The sequence below is a fragment of the Fibrobacter sp. UBA7003 genome (assembly GCA_002449765.1).
Lineage (GTDB): Bacteria > Fibrobacterota > Fibrobacteria > Fibrobacterales > Fibrobacteraceae > Fibrobacter.
Map to the genome: position 1 here is coordinate 140,171 of DJXN01000008.1, position 19,901 is coordinate 160,071.

Consider the following 19,901-nt stretch of genomic DNA (forward strand, 5'->3'; position numbering starts at 1 on the left):
CAAAAGTAAAACCAGATGTAAAATTTTCTTGCCCCTCTTGCCAGTTTTCTGAAATCTGGCTACATTACATCTCAGCGCGTTATTCCGTAGAAAGGAATGATGCGCTTTTGCTTTATTTGGCTTTGCCGTATTGCAAGGGAGTTGCAAACGGCTCTTGAATATACAGAATGGAGAAATTTTGAAAAGGGCGTAAAACGGGCAAAAGAAGCGTGTTCGGCAAGTGGTTTTGCCGAAACAGATCATTTTGCCGACGTCGGCAAAATGACAACCCTCGCCAAAGGGGCCCAGCGTGAAATTACTGATATCAAGCTTTCCCGTTACGCTTAATACCTCTTAGGCCCGAAAATGAGGCTGTGGAAGGGGATTGTCTTGATGCCGATGAAATAAGATGTTAGGTTTATGTGTATGAAAAACTATAAAGTTCTTGTTCCGGCTGCTTTCCTGGTGGCATCCCTCGCCTCCTGCGGTGACGATTCTAGTTCCGGTGCAGATACATCGGTGCCGGAAAGTTCTTCGGAGCAGGCTTTGTCGAGTTTTACGCCGGTATTGAGTTCTGCCGAGGTTGTGTCCTCGAGCTCGGAGGCGCCCGCGTCTAGCGATACTCCTGAATCCAGCAGCAGCGAAATTGTTCCGGCTTCTTCCTCCGGCGACGACGGCAAGTGTACCGATTGCGATAGCTACACTGCGGCAGACCCCGAACTTACGGAGAACGGCGGCAAGGGATCCGTGACTACCTACGGGAGCATCACGGCAAAAGAAACGAGCCTGGGTGGAGCCTGCAACTACGGACAAACGAATATCCAGTACTATGCGGCGATTCACGTGAATGTTTCTCCGGGCGATGACAAGGGTCCGTGGGATGGCGGTGCAGCCTGTGGCGGTTGCGTGCATGTGAGGGCGAGGACGCCCGAAGGCTGGAAAGAGGTGACCGTGCGCATTACCGACCGCTGTCCCGACGCGAACTGCGGGGTGGATCTGGGCGGTGCCCCTGCGGCCGATATCATGGGCAATCGCGTGGGCCGCTACTACGGTGAATGGGAATTCGTGAGCTGCGAAGGCGTCGACGGCGTGTGGGGCGATTCAACGTCGCTCTGGGTCAAGGAAGGCGCAAGCGAATTCTGGAGCATAATCCAGGTACGCAACCCGAAGGACATGGTCAAGTCCATCACGATTCTTGGCGAGGGCGGCGAGTCACGCGAGCTCGAGATGGTCGTGGGTACGGAAAACTTCTGGACGGTCCCGCAGGCCGTATTGCAGACGGACAGCCGCTACCGCGTGGTGGTGAAGTACCGCACCGGAACGGACGACGAATGGAAAATAAAGGGCTCCGACCTCGCAGTACCCGAGGCGAACCTATATCTGCATGAGCACAGGGAATAACCCTGCTGTGTGGTGCTATGCGGGCTTGCCGTCCTCGTTAAGCTTGGTGCGCTCGTTGTAGAGCTTTTCCGAAATCTTGCAGAAGGCATCGACGACCATGGGGTCGAAATGCTTGCCGGAACCTTCGGTAATGATGGACATGGCCTTTTCGTAGGTGAAGGGCTTCTTGTAGATGCGTTCGGCCACGAGGGCGTCGAACACGTCCGCGACAGCCATGATTCTTGCCGAAAGCGGAATCGCATCCCCCTTGATTCCCGTGGGGTAGCCGGTGCCGTCCCATTTTTCGTGGTGGTAATGCGCCATCTCGATGGCTTCCTTTAGATAGTCGTCGTCCAGCGAATCGTTGGTATTGTCGACAATCTTCGCGAGAATATGGAACCCTTCAATCGTGTGGCTCTTCATGATGGCGAATTCTTCGTCGGTGAGTTTTCCCGGCTTGTTCAGGATGAGGTCCGACACAGCGATTTTCCCGATGTCGTGGAGCGGCGCCGAGCGCTTGAGCTTTGCGATGTAGGCGTCGTCGATGATGTCCGGGAGCTTGCCTTCGCGCTGCAGTTCCTTCGCGATGGCCTCCACGTAGAAGGCTGTCTTCTTGATGTGGCTTCCGGTACTTGTGTCGCGCGCTTCGACCATTTCTGCGAAGTTGATAATAATTTCGTCCTGCATCTTCGCGATGCGATCGGCTGCCGCCTCGAACCGGTGGATGAATTCGACGGAGTCGATGCCCATCTTGTTGATGGCCTTGTAGAGGTGCTCTATTTCGTCGGAGGTGCCGATATTCAGGGTGTTGAGTTCGCTGAGGCTGTTTTCGCGACCCTGTTCCAAGTTGTAGGCGAAGTGGATGGCCGCCGAGGCGATCCTGTTCACCGGATGCACGATTCCGCGCTTTGCGAATTCCAGCACGATGCTCATGATGATAATGGAAAGCCCGAAGAACATCGAGAGCAGCTTGATGAAGAACTTTGCCTGGTCATAGACGATTTCGCCCATGGAAATGTCTGCCGCGACATAAGCGACCGTCTTGCCGGCGCTGTTCTTCAGGGGCCTGTAGACGGTAAGCAGCCATCCGTACTGGTCGTCGGAAATGATGGGCTCGATGGGTTCGCCTTTGAGTAGGTTGGAAAGGTATGGCTTGAAACTCGGGTCGAATGCGACGAGATCTCCGGGGCTGCTTCCCGCTTCGCCGTCCCTGGACACGAGGTCGAATACGACATGGCAGCCGTCCTCGAGAATCTTGTAGACGTAGAGGTACTGTGCCTGGGGGAACCCGTCACGGATCCTGTACAGGAGCTTCTCTATCGCGTCGTAGCCTTCGGCGTTGTGCCCCTGTTCGATGAATTCGTCGACACGGTCGGCGTCGATGACGACGGATGCCGCCTCGGAGAGACCATTGGCGATATCGGTAAACTTGCCGATGGAAACTTGCCTGTAGAGGATAAATCCGGTGATACTTGCTAGCGCGCCGAGCAGGATTTCGGCCGCGATGACGATGATGACGACCTTGCTGAGCAGGGAATGCTTGAAGAGTTTGTTCTGGTGGTTGATGTAGGGCTCGAAGAGGAACACCTTTGCAAAGAGGCGCTTGAAGTGGTCGTTGATGAACCTGTAGCCGATGATGGCCGCCGCGACGACGATAGCCTTGTCGAAAATGTCGATGACGATGTCTGCCGAGAGCTGCGAGAAGAACTTGGAAAAACCGAGGGTACTGTAGATGGCGTTTGCGAACGGGGCCGAGATGCCTTCGCCGAAGTCGTAGCCATAGAGGAAGTAGGTGAGAATCGAACCGAGCCCGCCGCCGATAAGCGAGAAAACGAGGACGCTTGCGATGATTTTCGGAACATGGAGGAAAAATTTCCGTTGCTGGAAAAGGGCCGCCGCGACGCCGATCAGGATGCTGATGATGCCGTAGTAGAGGGTCGTGATGTCGGAGATGCCGTTGAAGGCGTTGGAGAAAAAGCCGACGATGACGGCGGGAAGCGTGCCGCCCAGCATGGCGACAAGGATTGTGCCGATAGAATCAAGGAATACGGGGAGTTCGAAGTATAGGGCCAGCTTGGCAGGGACAATGTTGAGCAGCAGCCCGAATGCGATAAGCGCTATGGCGCAGGCCCAGTAGGCCGCTGGACTGTGTGATTTGGCCAAAAGAAAGTTTTTCATAAATCCGGACACCTTCTTTGGAAACTCCTTCCAAGAATCCCCTCATGAAATTTACATTGTTTTTTTGCAAAAGGGAGTTATATTTATAGGGAATTTATCGGTAAAATGCCTTTTAGGCGTTTAGGAAGGTAAAAAGATGAAAAGATTGGGTCTTCTCAGGCTCTTTGCCGCCCTTTTGGGCTTGGTCCTTGTTTCCGCATGTACCCACGGGTTGCTCGTCCGCGATGGCGCTACCTTCAAGGGGAAATCCGGGGTCATTGGTGTGTTCCGCCAGCCGGCCTTTTATTGCAGCGAGGCGAATCCCCACTATGCAAAGATTGGAGACTCCACGGTTGTCGTGAAGCCCGCGTGGAGCGAGGAGCAGGATAACCTGTTCTATACCCACCTTAAGCCGGGCCGCGCGACCCTCTATAGCTATAGCTACAGCTGTGGCGATAACGACAATAAGTTCGTCCTGGACACGACTTCTGCGAACAAGGGCTCTTCGGGAATCGTTATCCCCGATAGCGGATTCTGCAAGATCGTGATTTCTTTTGTCCAGGGAGACAAACTGTTCGACCACAATGACGCCCTGATCGATGAGCTTTTCAAGAAGGAAAAGGTCGCAGTGGCTGCGTCGGATATACCCTATTGCGAAGTCGTAAGTACCGACGGTTCCGTACAGAGCTTCGCGAACAAGGATTCCCTGCTGGATGTCCAATACGAGGCCGCGATCGAATCTGCCCGCGACGGTTCGTGCGAGGATATCCGCCCGTTGATCTCCATTGACGAAAATTCAAACAAAGTAACGTGGAACGGTGGCAGGAACATGGTGCTGATGGTGGTGGCGCATGCCAATCCCGATATGTTCAAGGATGTCCAGAAGGTCACGTTCGACAACGAAGTGCGCGTGTTCTCGGACAAGGAAATGCTGGAATGGTTCAAGACGAACCGCAAGTCGGTCCGTAACTGGCCGCTTCGCATCCGTCAGCTCCTTGGGCTCCCGCGCGGGGAGAAACTGACGCACTTCACGACGGTCTGGGTGAACCCTAAGGACATGATCCGTCCCGCCTACATTCCCGACATCGCGAGCGCCGAGATGACCTGCCGGTTCAACGAAGAAGACGATTCGCAGCTGGATAGCCTCGGCATGTGGCTCAGGAACTGGTTCGACGATGCCTGGGCGAAGAACTACAAGGCCCATGGCTATCCGTGGACGCGTCTGGGATACACTTATGACTGGGGCTCGAAGGGCGACAGGTATGGCCTTTCGGAATTCATGATTATGAATGGAACCGAGGTGCATGTGCAGTCGACGAGGGAATTCAAGGCTTACCTGAAGTGGCTTGCCGACCGCGACTAGGGTAGTTTCAATCGCGTGAGACGATGACCCGCCACAGCTGCTGGCGGGCTTCTTTGTACTTGCGCTCGAACGCGGTGACGGGATGCTCGGAATCAAAAGGCTCGCGGGCGATGGTCCGCTCGGGAGCGGCAATCCGTGCCGCCTCCGCAAATTCCCGCGCGTATATTTCCCAGTTGGTGCGCAGCTCGATGGCATCGCCGAGCTGGAGGAGCGTCGGGAAAATCGGGTGCAGGTGGAAACGCCTCGTGGCTTCGCTCTGCTTGGGCCATGGGTTCGGGTAGTAGAGCGCATGGTAGGGGATGTGCCACTGGCCTGCCTTGACCTTCCCGAGGGCGAGCCGCCAGAAGTCGAGCAGTTCCGCGCGCACGAGGAATGCGTTCTGCGGGAAGGTTGCCGTCCCGTTCCCTGCACCGCCGGCCTTCGTGAGCCGGGCCGCGGACTTGTCGATGCCTATGACGGGAATGCCCGGATTTGTTAATGCGATGTTTAACGTGCTTTCGCCGGTGCCGCAACCCGAATCGAGAATTACTTTATATGTGGTGTGGCTCGCGCTCTCATAAAAGTTTAAAACAAACTTCTCCGCTTCCGCGAATGCCGCGCGTGTATGGTCCGCAATCGGGCGCAAATACTCCGTAGAGGCGTACTTGCGTACGGCTTCTTCGAGCTTGTCGTATATATCGGTCTGGTTGGAGGTGACCGCGCGGGCTCCAGACATTACCGCTTCCAGATGCTCAGGCGCTTGCCGCCGGTAAGCTCGATGTCGTCGAGCCAGAAGTTGACGGTCTTTTCTTCGTTGTTGGGCTTGAAGCTCCACACGAGCTGGTTCACGCAGGTGTAGGAGAATTGCGGATCCAGGATGTCGGCCAGCGGTATGGAAATGCGTTCCCACTTATCGCCGAGCGTGAATTCGGATTGCGCGATAATCTGGCTGCTTTGCGTCTCGTCGATGAGTCCGAATACGATGGCGCCTTCGCCCTTCGTGCGGAATGCGATGGAATCCACGGAGGATATGTCGTTGCAGAGGCTCTTGTCGCTCTTGCCGAGCTCGATGCCGACCGTCGCCCAGGGCCACTGCGTCTCGCCGGAGGAATCCTTGACCGCTTCGCCGAATGTCGCCGCCACATGCGCGACGATATTGCCATCCTCGCTTTCGAGGCTGAACCTGTGGCTGGACCCGTTGTCGGTGAATTTGGGCGTTACCGTTTCTTCGTTGTAGTCGAAATACCACCAGCCGCCGTCGTAAGTGCGTGCGGGCATGAATCGGTTCTGGTAGTTGGAGTCCTGGAAGTCGTCGAGCAGAAGCGCGCGGCTCTCTTCGGCGAACGTGCTCGCGGTGGAACTTTCGCCTGCGATGACCTTCATGTAGGTGCTGCTCGTGTCGGCGCCTTTCTTGTTCGGGATGAACACCAGGCTAATCGGCCCTGCCGGGAGGGAGTCCATGGAGAACTTGCCGTCCTTTACCTTGGCCGAATGCGCCATGCCGCGGACTTTCACCGTGCCTTCGGCGCCATCGCCTACGGAACCCGCGATGGAGACCGTCTCTTCGAGCGCTTCCTTGCCCAGGTCGACATCGGAACCTTCGACGGAGACTTCCTTCTGGAGGGCCTTGCCGTCGAGTCTAGCTTCAAGGGTGTATGTACCTTCGGCCACGTTTTCGAATACGACCTTGCCGTTCTTGTCGGCCTTGGTAAATTCGTTGTCGGCCGCGTCAAGGCTTTCGCTCTCGCTGAGCTTGACCCTCGCGAAAGCGGCGGGCTGCCCGTCGACCGTAAGCTGTGCCATGATGGCGTTGCCGGCATCGGTGCCGCTCGGGCCGCCGCCTGCCGTCTTGTCGGTGTCGGAACATGCCGAAAGGACCGCCGCCGTCGAAAGCGCGATCAGTCCCAGGCCGAATGTCGAAATGTTCCGCTGCACCTTGGAAAAATACATTTTTTTGAAAAGTCCGCGCATCGCCTAGCCCTCCTTTTTCGGGCTGGGGTTGCCGTCGTCTGCGGTAGCCGGGTCTTCGACCCTGTCGGAGAGCGGGAACATCGCGATATTCATGGCGTACACGCGGTCGGCGCGCTCGCTCTTGCGGGCAAACTGCAGGAGTCCGCGGCGGAATTCCTCGATGCGGTGCTTGATTTCGGGCAGGTCGTCCTCTGCCGCGGTGAACACCACGCTCGAAATGTCGCGTTCTTCGGGCTTGTGGCGGTCGATGGATTCCTGGGCAAGTTCGATGGTATGCCTGTGGAAATTTCGTACGGCCTGGCTCTTGACCTCGCCGCCGGTAGAAAGGATCTGGTCGGTGATGTTCCAGCCGCCGTTGCCGTCGGGAGCGACAAGCCCGAGTTTTTTCAGAATCTCGAGAGCGCTGCGTGCCTCGTCGTGCGAGATGGGCGGGTTCAGGTGGGTCGCGAGTTCCGGAATGTCGCTCGTGTCCTTCGTGATGCCGATGAGGGCGCGGAGCGCAGAACAGCTCCAGCTCCCGAAATAGGCGAGTTCGGGCTCGGTGAGCACGCGCGTTTCCATCTCGCGCAGTTCCATGAGTCTGTAGTAAAGTTCGCTGAGCGCCTGCTTGGCTTTTGTCTTGTTGAAGCGGTAGAGCGTCTTGAAGTACTCCGCCCTGCGGTCGTCGAGCTTGCAGAGGCGAATGAATACCGGGAGCGAGTCCTCGTTGAGGTGCCCGCCCTTCTGGAATACTCGCACGAGCCACGCCGGGTCCACGCCGGTCTTCTGGCTCAGGTAGCGATAGCTGGTGAACGGGTTGTCCTTCTTGCTTTCGGCAAACCAGTCCTTCAGGAAATCGCGGTATTCAAGGTATTCGAGTACGTCAACCATATCCAAAATTTACCTAAATAAGGGCGCGAGCGTCCCGGGGGAGGGCGTGTCGGGTCAAGTTTCCGTTGCTCTTTCTTCAACGCCAAAAATGGCGATTTTGATTCAAAATCGCCATAGGGAGAGCTTTTCGCGTGCCGGAAATCAGTTCAGGCCGTTGAATTTGAGGGAATTGATGAGCGTCGTTCCCGAGATGGTGTAGTCGGCGATGCCGCCGTTTGCGCTGTAGACGTAGTAACGGTCGGCGTCCTGGTCCTTGCCGAGCACGACCACCGCGTGCAGGCGGACGAGGGTGCCTTCGGCGAATCCCGCTTCGCTCAGGTTGAGGGTCCGTTCGGCGGCGGCGCAGATGTCGTGGTAGCCGGAGGACTCGTAATCGCCGCTCGAACCGTCCATCGGGTTGATCCAGTGGACCCTGATGCGGGCGACGAAGGCTCCGTCGTTGTGAAGGGTGAAGGCCTTGACTGTCTTGATTTCTTCAGCCATGATAATGCTCCTTTTGATAGTTAGAGGTTGATGTTGTATTTGGTTGTAATCTTGTCGCTGGGGAGATTTTCGCTGGTGCGGTCCAGGTTGACAAAACCGATCTTCTGTGCGTTTTCGATGTTGAAACACAGGTCGTTCGGCGTGACAAACATCGACTGCAGCTCGCGGGCGTTCTCGATGAGTTCCTTGATGGAAGAGAACGTGTATCCGAAAAATTTCAGGAGGGTCTTGAGGAAATCCTCGATTGCGTTGCTGAGGAAGTTGTTCTTCAGCAGCATCACGTGTTCGCTGTCGGTGTCCTGCAGCGCTTCCTTAAGAAGGTCTTCCAGCTTTTCTTCCTTGCCGGAGTTCTCCTGGACCGAGAAAGCGTTCTCGCTGAAGTTGTATTCCGCGGCGTGTTCGGCGTAAAGGTCGAAGAGCGTCTTGACATTGTTCGCCTGCCGGATGCCCCGGATGTCTGCGTTGTCGAGGGCAATCTTCAGGCGGCCGTCTTTTTTCGATGCGTCCAGATAGCACTGGTAGACAAACGAGGAACAGACCATCGTATGCTTGCCTTCGTGCACCTTCTCGTCGATCAGCTTCTTGATTTCGGCGGAGACAATCTTGAGTATCCCAATAATGACGTGCTGCTTGATGCTTACGCCGGAAATGTCCTTGTAGACGAGAATCATGGCGAGCAACAGGAGGTCGGAATAGGGGTAGGGCAGGTTTTCGTCGAGGTAAATCTTGGCGGCCTGCATCACGGGCAGGATTTCGGCATCGGAGAAGAAATCGCTGCTTCCGGGTTGCGTGAGTCGGCAGACGTAGGCGCGTCTGGAGGTTTCCTTGTCTGCGATTTCATGGGCATGCAGGCCGGTCGTGCCCGCATCGGCAAGGGCCTGGACGGGACTGTCCTGGAAGTAGAGCGCCCCGTGCGTCACCTTGGAATTCGTGAGCTTCATGATGAGGCTCGAAATGAGGTCGTTGTCTTCGCCTTCGAAGGTGAGGATATCCCCTGCCTTCAGATTCAAAAGGGTGAGTTTCTGTTTGTAAAAATCGTCCGGATTCTTGGGTTCTGTTTTCATTTTGCAGTTTCCTTTGTTTGTGGTTTTAAAGATAAACTGCAAAAGTACTATTTGTCCATAACCCGAATGGACTATTTTTGAGGCTAATCTTTACGGAAAGACATTCTTGACGCTGTCAAGAATGATGTCCTTCTTTGAGGGGGCAATCCCTGAGAGAAGGTGCTCCAGGTCCGATTTTTTAAAGTGCGGGTGGTATTCGAAAAATTTCCGGATGTGCTTGTCGCTTTGTTCGAAGTCGCCCTTCTTGTTGTTGCAGGCGATGAGGATTAGGCGTGCGAGGGGCGTCTCGGGGTGGAATAGCAGGACCTGCCTTGCGGCTTCCTCGCTCTCGGCGAATCTCCCTTGCAAAAAGTAGATGAACGCCCTTGGCGTGGACTGGAACGGTTGACCGGACGATTCCGGGAAGAACCGCTCGTTCTCGTTGAGGAGGGCCAGGGCCTTGTCCTCTTTCCCGACGAGCATGTAGATTTGCGCCAGCATGCGCCTGACCCTGAAATCGTTCGGGTTTGCGTCCAAAATCTGCAGGAAATAGGCGATGGCCTCGCTCTTGTTTCCGATGACGATGTTGTAGAGCGCCATCATGAACTGCGAATAGATGGAGTAGGGGTTCTTGCGCATTTCGGAACATGCGATTTCCCCTATCTTGGCGCCGTAGCATTCGGCATCTACCCAGGATTCGTTGATTGCCACGTAGTAGGCCGAAACGAGCGAGTAGGCCACGTAGGTGTGGTGGTTTTCTTCACCGTGCAGCGCTTCTAGAGTCGAAACGATTTCGTCAAAGGCATCCCTGTTGCCGCTATCGGTCTGGATATTGGCGTAGCAGGAGGCGAACCACCATTGCGGGAACTTTTCCCTGTCGGTCTCGTAGGCGTGCGCTGCGGAAGAGACCATGTGGCTGAACAGCTGGATGGTAATCTGCGAGGCAAGGAACTGGATGTCGTCCCCGTCCCCGATCTTTTGCGAGACCGACCACAGGATCTCGGATGTGTCGCCCCTGTATAGCGTGACGAACAGGTTCTCGTCTTTCTCGGGCGTTCCCGTTACCTGGATCTGGTAGGTCGGCGGGGATTGTGGCGCGATGCTGCCGTTGATTCGGAATAGGTGGTAATGGTGCAGGGCTTCGACGATAGCGAGGGAGAGCCCCTTCGCCAGAGGCGTGGCGGTTAAGCCGTCGCATCCCGTAATGGTGATGTGGATGTCGTCGTCCGTTGTTTGCCTTCTTGCGCTTTTGGTGATATCCGTTGAAACCGCTTCTGTCCTGTTTGTGACTTCGAGCGCCTTGTAGATGTTGGCGAGATGGACTTTGACGGTATTGGCCGAGATATTCAGTGCCCTGCAGATTTCACTGTTTGTGAGGCCTTTGCGGAGCAGGGAAAGAATTTCTTTTTGGCGAGAGGTAAGGAGTTTGCTCTGGTCTTTCATATATGTAAAAATATATATAAATTAAGAATATTTTATTAAATCGGATGAAAACGAAAGAAGTAAAAATTCACATTTTTTACTATGGACAAGCTATTTTTTGGTTGAAATTTTTTATTATTTGAATCGGGTTTGTTTGATGAGGTTGAATTTATACGTAAAAACAAACTGTGGAATTGATTTATAAGATGAATATGGGCATAATTTCCGTAAGAATGGACAAGGAAACAAAGGAAAAGTTCACGGATTTCTGCAAATCGGTGGGTATTACCGTTTCTGCCGCGGTCAACATGTTTGCTCGCATGACCATTCAAGAAAATCGTCTGCCGTTCGATGTGAAACGGTTCCCGAAGCAGTAAGGAAGCTTGGGCTTCGACTTGTTTTGTTATATAACTTTTGTATTATAATCACTATACAAAGTGTTGTAGATGCATGACGATTGCTGCGCTCTTCCAAACATTTGCGGACAAGTTTGAAAAGTTCTGATGATGCAAGATAATAATGATGATAGGAAGTAAAAGAAAAAAAACATTGTATTGTATTACATTGTTAATTTGTTGTTAGGATGATGTTTGACAAATTAAAATTAAATAAACAAAGTAACTTTATGAAATTATCTTGAATTTGTTATTTTGTTGCTAAATCCACAAACAAGGAGTAATAAAATGGCAAATAAGAAAGCGAAACTGCAAACCCTGGTTCTGAAAGATTTGGAGAACGAGGCCTTGAGAAAGAAAATGACTGCTGCAATCAAAAAAAGTGAGATTGCTTCTGTCGAAGCGCAGATGGAGTTTTTGAACCAGCTTGTAAACAATGAGGTGCAGAAAAAGAAATTCTTGGAGAACCCGGAACAGTATGTGAATGAACATAATATGTCGTTCTCTTTGGATTTTGTCCAAGATGTGATGGACTATGTTGTTTTTGATGGCTCCATGAAGAGCTCCTTAACGAAACAGGTGGGGGAAAAGGCGTATGAAAAGCTTTTGAGCTTAAAGGAATCGACCCGCAGACAATCATTTGTGAAACCGGGAGTCGTGATGAATCTTGCTGCTGTCGCCGCTTTCGCAGCTGTCGTGTCGGCTGTTGCGTCGGTAGTTTGTGCCGTAACGGCTTGCGATGGTTTCCATCCAGCAAATGTTAGCAGGCTGGGAGCTGCGAAGATTAGGATGCCGGATGGAAAGGTCTTTGTGGCGAAGGATACGGGCGCTCGGATAAATACGATTGTTACGGCGGAATATAAGGCGGGATTAAGAAAATAGTTTTTCAGAGAAAAGAGAGAAAACTTTGCTATCTGAATTGTTTACAAGGGAGCAACTTGGCAAGTTGCCCCTTTTATTGAGTATGCCGATTCACTTTTGCTCGCTCGTCCTGGAAACAACGAACTGCTGCAATTCTAAATGTGGTATTTGTTATCAGTCTGCCGGATCGGAAGGCAGAAACAGGATCGATTTGACTGCTGCCAAGAAGGCGATTGAGGAATCTGCGATCCTTGAAAACGTTGGATCGAGGCTTCATATTGCGGGCGGGGAAGCGTTCTTGTTCCCGGAGGATTGCTTTGAACTGTTTCGGACAGCAAAAAGCGCTGGGTACTCCCTGATTTCGGCGACATCTAATTGTTTTTGGGGCGCAACACTCGACAAGGCGCGTAAAATGTGCGAAAAGGCTAAAGAGAGCGGCTTGAATTACCTCGAATTGTCATGGGATTATTGGCATGGCGAGCATATTCCTGCGTCTTCGGTGAGTAATTGCCTTATGGCGTGTCGCGAGTATGAGATAATGTCAAACCTTCGTTTGCTGACGACAAAAAAGCATGACATGGAAGAATCTATTTGTCGGTTGGATCCCGAAGCCTTAAAACTCGCTTCAAATATTACTTCAGGGCCTGTTTTGGCGACAGGAAGGGCAGCTGAAGTCTTAAAAAAGGATGACTTCTATCCAGCTCGCGTTGGAATTGCCGGAACGTGCCATTCGATGTTGAATTTGACTGTGGATGCGCATGGGGATGTATTCCCTTGCTGTTCTGGCTTTGATGTGTGTAAGGAGTGTTCATTTGGAAATATCAATGAAGAATCAATACAGGAAATTGTTCTTCGAATGAACAAGAGTTTGTTGTTGCGGCAACTTGTTTTTTGGGGACCAAAGTCTTTTCTGCCACTGTTAGAAAAAAATGGAGTGAAAGTCGAAAAATGCTCCACTTTTTGTACACTTTGCGTAAAGATGTTCTCGGATGAAAAAATTAGGAACATAATTATGGCGCATGTGCCAATGAATGATTCGCGAATTGGTACAAATAGTGATAATTCGTTGTCAAAGCAGGAGGTGGGCTAGAAATGTTCGATATGCGCGCTCAGCTAGCGTCGAAATTCCTTTCTTTGAATTTCTTTTTGTTGGCGAATGAGAAAAATGATGATTTTACCGTTCCTGTGTCTCAAATAAAAAAATGGATGGGTGATTTTTACGACTGGGCTCAGGAGATGTTTAAGGACAGGCCATATTATGCCTATGGTCGAAGTGTCACGTTTGCTGTAGAAGATGGCGTCTTTAATAAGGAAAAATTAAAGGCCGTTATGGAGTCCGTTTCCGAAATGGGCTTTAGTGTATCTTTAAAAATTTCCCTGAGATCGTTGAGAGAAAACTTAGATTTTATGACGGAACTATCAAAGCAGAAATGCTTGGGTTCACTGATGGTCACGATTGCAAATAAGGAAGTGAATGTTTTGGGGGGTGTAGAAGCAATTTTTGCCCGAATAAAAAAAATGAAGGTTGCTGTTACGTTGTTGGGATCGATGAAGGATTTCTTTATCGCAGGAGTTTTTTCGTCTCCTTCTCTGAATGGGTCTGATGTTAGTTTCTTCTTGCAGGAACCTGAGGCTTGCGACAAATTAAACACTTTGTCAAAAGAAATGACCCCTTGCCAGGAAAAAATGGTTCTATGTGTAAATTCAGAAGGGCTTGTTTTTCCCTGTGCAGGATTGATGTCATCGCCACGACATAGCCTTGGATCCGTTTTTGACAAGGATTTCTTTTCGACGTTCCGCATGGAAGGCGATATTCTCGAATGGGCTTTTGTTGGACCGGATCTTTTACCTGAAGGGCCTGTTTTGAGTGAATCGGGAATGCCTTGGCCATGCCGGAGGCATGTCGCCGAGGTCTTGACTAATGGATGAAGCTTGTAGCCAAGGTGTGATTGGGGTTAGTTGAGAGGGTCCCTTCCTTCGGGAAGGGACTTTTTATAATCCGAACTTTTTCACCTTGTAGTGCATCATGCGGGGGCTCACGGATATGTCGCGGCCGGCGGCACTCAGGTTCCCGTTGTTGCGGCGGAGCGCCTCGGTGAGGATTTCCTTCTCGTAGCTTTCGAGCAGTGCCGTAAGCGACGCGGTGCCTTCGGGGATAAGCGCCGTGCCGCTCGTGATGTCGGTCTGGAGCGTGGGCGGCAGGTCGTAGGCGTTGATGGCGACGTCGGTCGTGGCGAGGCAGGCGTGCTCGATGCAGTTCTCGAGTTCGCGCACGTTGCCCGGCCAGTGGTAGCTCATGAGCATGTCGATGGCGGGGGTGCTGAGTCGCGCGATGTTCTTGCCGTACTTGAGGTTCATCTTCTCGATAAAGTGGTCGGCGAGCAAGAGGATGTCGGTCTTTCTCTGCGAGAGGTCGGGCAAGTTTATCTGGAATATGTTGAGGCGGTAGTAGAGGTCTTCGCGGAAAAGCCCCTGCTGCACGAGGGCCTCGAGGTTCTTGCCGGTGCTTGCGACGATGCGGATGTCGGAGCGCTGCTCGATGTTGCTCCCGAGCCTCTTGAAGGTGCGCCCCTGCATGAATTCCAGGAGCCGCGCCTGGCTTGCGGGGGAGAGTTCCGCGACTTCATCTAGGAATAGCGTGCCACCGCTTGCCTGCTCGGCCTTGCCGATGTGCCTGCTGGTGGCGCCGGTGAACGCGCCGCGCTCGTAGCCGAACAGTTCCGCCTCGAACGCGCTGGTGGTGTTGCCTTCGAGCGTGTCGCAGTTGAGGATGGTGAACGGCCTTGCCTTGCGGTCGGAAAGTTCGTGGATATAGCGGGCCACGTGTTCCTTGCCGGTGCCCGCGCCGCCGCGGACGAGAACGACGCCTTCGGTGTGGGCGATGTGCCTTGCCTGCCGCGCGACCTCCTGCATTTCGCGGGTGTTGCCGATGATGTCGCCCGCGCGGCCTTCCACGATGCCGCGGATTTTTTCGCATTCCGCCTCGTGTGCGGCGCGCAGGTCGGCGAATGCCTTGTCGAGAACGTCGTGGATGTGCGCGGAAAGGGCCCGCGCGGAGCGTCCGTGTAGTTCACGCTTGATTTTTTCGAGGGCTTCCTTTTCGATGCGTTCGATTTCCATGCCCAAAATATACGTTGTTTTTAGGGTGGTGTTGCCGGTTTTCTCGTTTGCACTTTACAAAAACGTAATAAAATGGTCTGATTTTACAAAAGTGTAATAAAACGTGGCTGAAAAAGGCGAAAAATTCCGTGCAATGCGTGCCCGCTCTTTCTAATTTTGCCGCGTAATAAAGAAAAGGAACGTGAAAATGTCCACTACGCGTACAAAAACCATCTACGATATCGCGACCGCCACCCCGGCCCCCGTGAAACCCGCCGAACCCGTCAATGTCGATTTTTACGGCGAGGACGTGTTCAATGCCGAAGCCATGCGCAGCTACCTCCCGAAGGATATCTGCGAAAAGCTCCTGGCGACCATCGACGAGGGTGCCCCCCTCGACCCGAATATCGCGGGCGATGTCGCGCACGCCATGAAGAAGTGGGCGATGGACCGCGGTGCCACGCACTTTACGCACTGGTTCCAGCCGCTCACCGGCTCCACCGCCGAAAAACACGATTCCTTCCTGGAACCGAGCGGCTGCAAGGCCATCATGGTACTGAGCGGCAAGAACCTCATCGTCGGCGAACCGGATGCATCGAGTTTCCCGAGCGGCGGCCTTCGCTCTACGTTCGAAGCCCGCGGCTACACGGCCTGGGACCCGACCAGCCCCGCGTTCATCAAGCGTCACGGCAACGGTGCCACGCTCTGCATCCCGACCGCGTTCTGTAGCTACACCGGCGAGGCGCTCGACAAGAAGACCCCGCTTCTCCGTAGCCTCCAGGCGCTTTCCAAGTCCACCCGCCGCCTCATGACGTGTTTCAAGGCGGGCCCCAAGAAGACGACCGTCACGCTCGGCGCCGAACAGGAATACTTCCTCATCGACAAGCGCTTCTACCTGCAGCGCCCCGACCTCTACCAGTCCGGCCGCACCATCTTCGGTGCCACTCCCGCGAAGCACCAGCAGATGAACGACCACTACTTCGGGAGCATCCCGAGCCGTATCCTGAACTTCATGAACGACGTGGAGAAGGAACTCTGGAGGCTCGGCATTCCGGCGAAGACTCGCCATAATGAGGTCGCTCCCGCGCAGTTCGAACTTGCCCCGATTTTCGAGGAGGTGAACCTCGCGTGCGACCACAACATGCTCATCATGGAGACGCTCCGCAACGTGGCCGACCGCTACGGGTTAGTTTGTCTGCTGCACGAGAAGCCGTTCGCCGGCGTGAACGGTTCGGGCAAGCACAACAACTGGAGCCTTTCTTACGGCAAGGGAAACCTCCTGAATCCGGGCAAGGACCCGCACCAGAATGCCGTGTTCCTCACCGCGATCTGTGCCATTATCTACGCAGTGGATACGCACGCCGACCTGCTCCGCATGACCTGCGCGGGTGCGGGCAACGACCACCGTCTCGGCGCGCACGAGGCTCCTCCGGCAATCATCTCCATCTACCTGGGCGACCAGCTGATGGACGTCATCGACCAGATCGAGCAGGGCTCCGCGAAGTCCAGCAAGCAGGCGGGCGCGATGAAGCTCGGGTCCGACATGCTGCCGCCGCTCCCGCGCGACGCTACCGACCGTAACCGTACATCGCCTTTCGCGTTCACCGGCAACAAGTTCGAGTTCCGTGCACCGGGTAGCAGCCAGAGCTGCTCCGAACCGAACGTGGTGCTCAACACGATCGTGGCCGAGGCGTTCGACATGATTGCCGAACAGCTCGAAAAGCTCGATGACAAGAACTTCCACACGGGCCTGCAGAAGATTCTGCAGAAGATAGTGAAGGAACACAAGCGCGTGCTCTACAACGGCAACGGCTACACCGACGAATGGGTGAAGGAAGCTGAACGCCGCGGACTCCCGAACATCCGCACTTCGCTCGAGGCCCTCAAGGCGCTCACGAAGGACGAGAATGTGGAACTGTTCGAAAAGTACGGCGTGATGAACCGCCGCGAGATGCTTTCGCGTTACGAGATTAACGTGGAAGACTTCCACAAGAGAATCCACATCGAGGGCGAAGTCGCCCGCGACCTCGCGAAGAACGTGATTCTCCCGAAGGTGGTGGAGGCCTACGAGAAGTCGTTACGTACAAACGAAATGGCCTTGAACCAGGGCTTCCCGGGGCTCGATACCTACGTGAAGTCCATTGGCGAAGGCTGTCGCTCGCTCACCGAATCGATTGCTGCACTTGAAGCATCTCTCGAAGGCGAACACGAGGGAATCATCGCTGCCGTCGCTGGCCTCCGCAAGGTGGTGGACGGCCTCGAGAAGATTGTGCCCGACGAGATGTGGCCTCTGCCTAAATACCGCGAGATGCTTTTCATTTACTAATGAAAAGCATGGCCGAGCGTCGTAAATTTCTATCTTTGGGCGCGCTATGCTATTTTCGGAACTTCCCCTTGCAAATCCCCTGCAGCGCGCGGTGCGCGCTGTCGGTTACAAAAAACCCACTCCGATTCAGGAGCGTTCCATCCCGAGCCTGCTCGAAGGACGCGACCTGCTGGGTATTGCCCAGACGGGGACGGGGAAGACGGCGGCGTTCGCGCTCCCGATTCTGCAGCGCCTGCTCGATTCCGGAAAGTTCCGTGCGCCTAAGACCTGCCGCGCGTTGGTTTTACTGCCGACCCGCGAGCTTGCCATCCAGGTGGAGGATTGCTTTAAGCAATATGCGCAGTTTACCGCGATTTCGACGGCGTGCATCTTTGGCGGCGTGAGCGATGCTTCCCAGAAGCGAAACCTTGTCCGCGGTGTAGACGTGCTCGTGGCGACTCCGGGCCGCCTGCTCGATCTGATTGGCCAGAAGGCGGTGTCGCTGAAGGCTCTCGAGTTCTTTGTGCTCGATGAGGCCGACCGCATGCTCGACATGGGATTTATCCATGATATCCGCAAGGTGGTGGCGCTGCTCCCGCCTGTGCGCCAGAACCTGTTCTTCAGCGCGACGATGCCCGACGACATCACGAAGCTTGCGGCGACAATCCTGCGCCCGGATCCGGTGCGTGTGGAAGTGGCTCCGCAGAGCACGCCCATCGAACGCATCCGCCAGGAACTTTACCGCATCGACAAGCGCCGCAAGGGGGCCCTGCTGAAGGAACTTTTGCTTGCCCATCCCGAGATGACGAAGGTGCTCGTGTTCAGCCGCACCAAGCATGGTGCGGACAAGATAACGCGAGTCCTTGAAAAGGCGGGCGTCAAGTGCGCGGCGATTCACGGGAACAAGAGTCAGAACCGCAGGCAGGAAGCCCTGGGGAACTTCAAGAACGAAAAGATCCGCGTGCTTGTGGCGACTGACATTGCCGCCCGCGGTATCGATGTGGACGACGTTTCGCACGTGTTCAACTACGACTTGCCCGATGTGCCCGAGACGTTCGTTCACCGCATCGGACGTACGGCCCGTGCGGGCAAGGACGGCATCGCGATTTCGTTCTGCGCTCCCGACGAGGAACAGGACTTGCGCGCCATCGAAAAATTGACGCGCATCCGTATCCCGGAAGGCGACAAGGCGATATATGAGAAGTTGCCGCCCCCGCAGAAGGAGACCGCCGAGAGCGAGATGCGCAATGCGCGCGGCCGCATGAACCGTGGCGAGGCGCAGGCCCGTGCCGAGAAGTCCCGCGAGAAGAAGCCCGCCTGCGGTTTAACGCCGAAAAAAGACGAGCGCCGGGCCGAACAGAAGCATACAGACCCTCGCCTACGCGAGGGTGACGTGCGCCCTGAAAACGGTATGCCCCGCCATAAGCATCGTCGCAACCGCCCGGGCAGCCGTGCCCGCAAGCGCATGCGCGAAAACGGCGGCTATTCCACGACGCTGTAGGTCTGGCTGCGTCCGCCCTTCTTGTTTGCAGAAACAAGCCCCTTCTCGATGAGGCTCTGTATTTCGCGTAATGCGGTGTCGTGGCTTGTGCCGAAGAGGGCGGCGACGTCCTTTGCGGTGAAGTTCCTGGGAAGTTTTTCCGTGAGGGCCGAATTCAGGAGCAGCTGCTCCCTTTCGGTTGTCTGCACTCCCGAATGTCTTGCCAGGAATCGAAAACGCTTGGTCTCAAATTCTATTGCCGATTCGCTTGTCTGTACCGATTCCTCTATTTGTTTCAGGAACCACAGGATCCATTCCGTGAGGTCCCCGTTGCCGCATTGGGCCCTGTTCAGCGTGCGGAAGTATTCTTCGCGGTTCTTGAGGATTTGGCGGTTCAGGGAATAGTGCATGCGTGCGGATTTTTGTGCGCGGCTCAACTGCAGTGCCGTAATGGCGCGCGCGATGCGCCCGTTCGCCCTGTCGAAGGGACGCAGCGTCAGGAACCAGAAGTGCGCGATGGCGGCTTTGATGGTGCCGTCTGTGGAGGAATTCTCGAACCACCGCAGGAAGTTTTCCATTTCGGCAGGCAGGCGTTCGGGACCCGGTCCCGTAAAGTGCAGGCCTTCCGTGTCGGACGAGATTTCGCTTACGTTGCTGCGCCATGCCGCCACCCGGTTCCCGACCAGGGAGCCGTACCAGTTGGAGAGGCGATCCTGAGAGAGGGGGACCGTGTAGTTTTCGATGGCGCCGATGTAGTTCTGTACATGGGCGCTGCTTCCCTGGGCGCGGAGCGAAACTTCGGTCCGGATGGTGTCGGCGTCGAGTTCGGTCCCGTCGATGGCAAAATTCGCGACGATGTCCTCGGTGATGAGGTCCGTCTCCAGGTCCTTGGTGCCTGCGAAGGAGAGGAGGCCCGCGAGTCTGCCCTCGCTGAAGCGTGCCCTGCCGAGTGCGTCGAGCACCCGCGCGGAGTCGAACCTGAAGCGCGTCCAGTCGGGAAATTGGTGGATGAACAGCATGCAAATAATATAGTCTATTTTACGCAAATTGTGCGTCGGAAGTTGCTCGGTATGCGTATTCGTTGAAAAGGCGATGCCCTTTTTTTATATTTGGC

18 protein-coding genes are annotated in these 19,901 nt (G+C 54.6%); 9 read left to right on the plus strand and 9 right to left on the minus strand.

Features of this window, described 5'->3' with window-relative positions; genetic code table 11:
* Positions 1–96 precede the first annotated feature (96 nt).
* Together B2952_RS06145 and B2952_RS06150 are read left to right on the plus strand one after the other, a co-directional pair.
* Complete coding sequence (locus B2952_RS06145; protein WP_290735360.1) at positions 97–327, plus strand: hypothetical protein; 231 nt, start codon at positions 97–99, stop codon at positions 325–327.
* Positions 328–405: 78 nt separating this feature from the next.
* The gene (locus B2952_RS06150; protein ID WP_290735363.1) at positions 406–1,380 is read left to right on the plus strand and encodes a hypothetical protein; all 975 of its coding nucleotides are present in this window, start codon (positions 406–408) and stop codon (positions 1,378–1,380) included.
* Positions 1,381–1,395: 15 nt separating this feature from the next.
* Here the strand turns inward: B2952_RS06150 and B2952_RS06155 are convergent, their stop codons facing one another.
* A complete protein-coding gene (locus B2952_RS06155; protein WP_290735366.1) occupies positions 1,396–3,537 on the minus strand; it encodes an HD domain-containing phosphohydrolase in 2,142 nt (713 codons plus the stop codon).
* A gap of 136 nt (positions 3,538–3,673) precedes the next feature.
* Here B2952_RS06155 and B2952_RS06160 point away from each other — a divergent pair, with 136 nt between their 5' ends.
* Complete coding sequence (locus B2952_RS06160; RefSeq protein WP_290735369.1) at positions 3,674–4,879, plus strand: hypothetical protein; 1,206 nt, start codon at positions 3,674–3,676, stop codon at positions 4,877–4,879.
* A 7-nt stretch (positions 4,880–4,886) separates the two neighbouring features.
* Here the strand turns inward: B2952_RS06160 and B2952_RS06165 are convergent, their stop codons facing one another.
* From B2952_RS06165 to B2952_RS06190, 6 genes are all read right to left on the minus strand, one after another.
* Positions 4,887–5,594 carry a methyltransferase domain-containing protein gene (locus B2952_RS06165; protein WP_290735372.1) on the minus strand — a complete coding sequence of 236 codons (708 nt, stop codon included), beginning with the start codon at positions 5,592–5,594 and terminating at the stop codon, positions 4,887–4,889.
* On the minus strand, positions 5,594–6,829 hold the full coding sequence (locus tag B2952_RS06170; protein WP_290735374.1) for a hypothetical protein: 1,236 nt from the start codon (positions 6,827–6,829) through the stop codon (positions 5,594–5,596). Before B2952_RS06170 ends, B2952_RS06165 begins: the two co-directional genes overlap by 1 nt.
* Before the next feature lie 3 nt (positions 6,830–6,832).
* On the minus strand, positions 6,833–7,699 hold the full coding sequence (locus B2952_RS06175; protein ID WP_173381035.1) for a TIGR02147 family protein: 867 nt from the start codon (positions 7,697–7,699) through the stop codon (positions 6,833–6,835).
* A 141-nt stretch (positions 7,700–7,840) separates the two neighbouring features.
* Positions 7,841–8,182, minus strand: coding sequence for a hypothetical protein (locus B2952_RS06180; protein ID WP_290725561.1), 342 nt, complete (start codon positions 8,180–8,182; stop codon positions 7,841–7,843).
* Positions 8,183–8,202: 20 nt separating this feature from the next.
* Positions 8,203–9,246, minus strand: a complete 1,044-nt coding sequence (locus tag B2952_RS06185; protein WP_290735378.1) for a hypothetical protein — start codon at positions 9,244–9,246, stop codon at positions 8,203–8,205.
* Positions 9,247–9,336: 90 nt separating this feature from the next.
* Complete coding sequence (locus B2952_RS06190) at positions 9,337–10,668, minus strand: LuxR C-terminal-related transcriptional regulator (RefSeq protein ID WP_290729418.1); 1,332 nt, start codon at positions 10,666–10,668, stop codon at positions 9,337–9,339.
* Positions 10,669–10,859: 191 nt separating this feature from the next.
* Between B2952_RS06190 and B2952_RS06195 the strand changes: the two genes are divergently transcribed.
* The 4 genes from B2952_RS06195 (at position 10,860) to B2952_RS06210 (ending at position 13,832) form a co-directional block, all read left to right on the plus strand.
* Positions 10,860–11,024, plus strand: a complete 165-nt coding sequence (locus B2952_RS06195) for a type II toxin-antitoxin system RelB/DinJ family antitoxin (protein ID WP_290725816.1) — start codon at positions 10,860–10,862, stop codon at positions 11,022–11,024.
* 306 nt (positions 11,025–11,330) lie between these two features.
* Positions 11,331–11,924, plus strand: coding sequence for a hypothetical protein (locus B2952_RS06200; protein ID WP_173381032.1), 594 nt, complete (start codon positions 11,331–11,333; stop codon positions 11,922–11,924).
* Between the two features lie 25 nt (positions 11,925–11,949).
* A complete protein-coding gene (locus B2952_RS06205) occupies positions 11,950–12,993 on the plus strand; it encodes a radical SAM protein (RefSeq protein ID WP_290735381.1) in 1,044 nt (347 codons plus the stop codon).
* A 2-nt stretch (positions 12,994–12,995) separates the two neighbouring features.
* Complete coding sequence (locus tag B2952_RS06210) at positions 12,996–13,832, plus strand: hypothetical protein (RefSeq protein ID WP_290735383.1); 837 nt, start codon at positions 12,996–12,998, stop codon at positions 13,830–13,832.
* Between the two features lie 63 nt (positions 13,833–13,895).
* On the opposite strand, the gene B2952_RS06215 is transcribed toward B2952_RS06210, so the two are convergent.
* Complete coding sequence (locus B2952_RS06215) at positions 13,896–15,023, minus strand: sigma-54 interaction domain-containing protein (protein WP_290735386.1); 1,128 nt, start codon at positions 15,021–15,023, stop codon at positions 13,896–13,898.
* Between the two features lie 187 nt (positions 15,024–15,210).
* On the opposite strand from B2952_RS06215, the gene B2952_RS06220 reads away from it, so the two are divergent.
* On the plus strand, positions 15,211–17,328 hold the full coding sequence (locus tag B2952_RS06220; protein ID WP_290725581.1) for a glutamine synthetase III: 2,118 nt from the start codon (positions 15,211–15,213) through the stop codon (positions 17,326–17,328).
* A 46-nt stretch (positions 17,329–17,374) separates the two neighbouring features.
* Positions 17,375–18,808: a DEAD/DEAH box helicase gene (locus B2952_RS06225; protein WP_290729400.1), complete on the plus strand. Its 1,434-nt coding sequence runs from the start codon at positions 17,375–17,377 to the stop codon at positions 18,806–18,808.
* On the opposite strand, the gene B2952_RS06230 is transcribed toward B2952_RS06225, so the two are convergent.
* Entirely contained in the window at positions 18,790–19,806 is a 1,017-nt protein-coding gene (locus B2952_RS06230) for a Fic family protein (RefSeq protein WP_290735389.1), read from the minus strand. The genes B2952_RS06225 and B2952_RS06230 overlap by 19 nt on opposite strands.
* Positions 19,807–19,901 lie beyond the last annotated feature (95 nt).